1 protein-coding gene is annotated in these 1828 nt (G+C 32.9%); it reads right to left on the bottom strand.

Annotated elements, in window-relative coordinates; translation table 11 throughout:
* Window positions 1–7: 7 nt before the first annotated feature.
* Window positions 8–181: a hypothetical protein gene (locus ACJ5GX_RS01670; RefSeq protein WP_495292631.1), complete on the bottom strand. Its 174-nt coding sequence runs from the start codon at window positions 179–181 to the stop codon at window positions 8–10.
* Window positions 182–1828: the final 1647 nt, after the last annotated feature.

Here is a 1828-nt window from a genome sequence, read left to right as displayed (position 1 = left end):
TGCTATTCTAAGCCGGCATCACACGGCAAATTTCTAAGATTAATAATAAAATTTGGATAAAAATTAAACAAATAATTAAAAATGTTGGTAGACTACTTCCTGTTCCTCTTAATAGAGTTATTAATAAATGTCCAGCAATTATATTGGCTGTTAACCGAACAGCTAAAGTTCCAGGACGAATAATATATAGTATCTTTATTGCTTATTTCTCGGGGCGCTAGTAAAAGATACAGTTTGTTTGGTCTAAGGAAGATTTTCTGAATGACCCTCTATGTTTGTCAGATGTGGCGTAAATAACTGTGATACGGCCGTTTATGCTCCGCAAGGGATATAGGCGTGTTATATATTATTATGTTCGGTGAACTACTAGCCTAGCCTAGCCTATCAATGTAGGAAGATATTCTAAAATATCTTTAGGAACTGGCTTGCGTCCAAAGCGCAGAGCTATCGTTACATTCTTTACGTATCATTTCAATACTAAGGCCGAACGCTCCCTCACGCGGTTTCCGGATCAGATTTTACAAAACACAAGATTGGAGCTACGTGACGCGGCCTGCGTTCAACCGCGTCGCGGATTCAACAACCCGCGGCGCGGGCGCGTGCCTGTTTTGCATAAATCAGTTTTGTATTCGTTCGTATCCCACACACAAAATAGACACACTTATATATACTGAATTCGGCATTTACCGCCTATGTTACTTTGAAAGCGAATATTTCTGATAAAGATAACACTTTAAATAAGAAAACAAGCACGTCATATAATTCGAACATTTTAATTTGAAATAGCATACAGCAGAGTAACGTAAGACTTTTCAAATATGAAATATAACCTCAAATAAAACACAGTCGCATTGGCAGACTTAAACTACGTGGGGGATTAATTTCTAATTAAATACTTGACTATTAAGTTCTAATTGAAATCCTTTCTGTAGGTACTAATTATGTTAATATGGTAATCAGTCTTTATAACTTTATGCTAGTCAGTAGGTACTCTTCTGGTTTCTATATTATTATTTCACACTTACTTATTCTTTTTTTGTTACAATAATCTAACAAATAAACAAAATAAGTTTTTAAACTACTTATATTTGAAATAAAATATTTTAAAATAAAAATCATTGGCAGGCGCTATTAAAACTTGAGCTTAATTACGCCTGCCTAGAGATTATTTACGCCTACCATATAAAACTAACTATAAAACAAAATTTTGGAAACAAATTGATGTAACTTTAACTTTTCATAAAAATGATATATAAACTAATCACAGCCAATAAGGAAGTAAATGCTTCTTTGTCGTCTTTTGTCAATCCGATGTATTCCTCATGATATCAATCCACAACATTTCAAATTTCTAACAAGTCTCTTTTATATTCTTAATAGATAGTATTCGCATCATTAAATAAAAGGCAAGTACTTTTTATTTTGTTTCTTAATCAGAGATTTAAAATTTTGAAAAGTGCCTTAGTTTAGCTCCAACAACTAAGCTGCTGAAAACAAAATTCGTTTGCCTACCACTTATATGACGTTTATGAAAAAAAACTGATTGTCATTGACAGATGAATGAATGAAGTTTTCTCCACAGATAGTTTTCTCTTTGGTTGCCTAGGCGGATTGTGCACGTGACTGTCATTGTTTATTTTAAATGGCTATAGACTAATGACCAAGACCATGCTGCCTCAATCTGTTTTTTTTTTCTACTATAAGCAAAGGATATTTACAGGGTAATCCTAACTTTGGAAGTTTTCACATCTTTTCAAAATATTTTTGAAACGATAGCATTAAAAGTTATGAAAATAAGTGTATCTTATTAAGCATCCCAAACACTTTA

It is taken from the genome of Wolbachia endosymbiont of Tuta absoluta (assembly GCF_059414725.1).
Note: the sequence above shows the minus strand (reverse complement) of the source record. Positions and strands in the feature narration are given on the sequence as shown.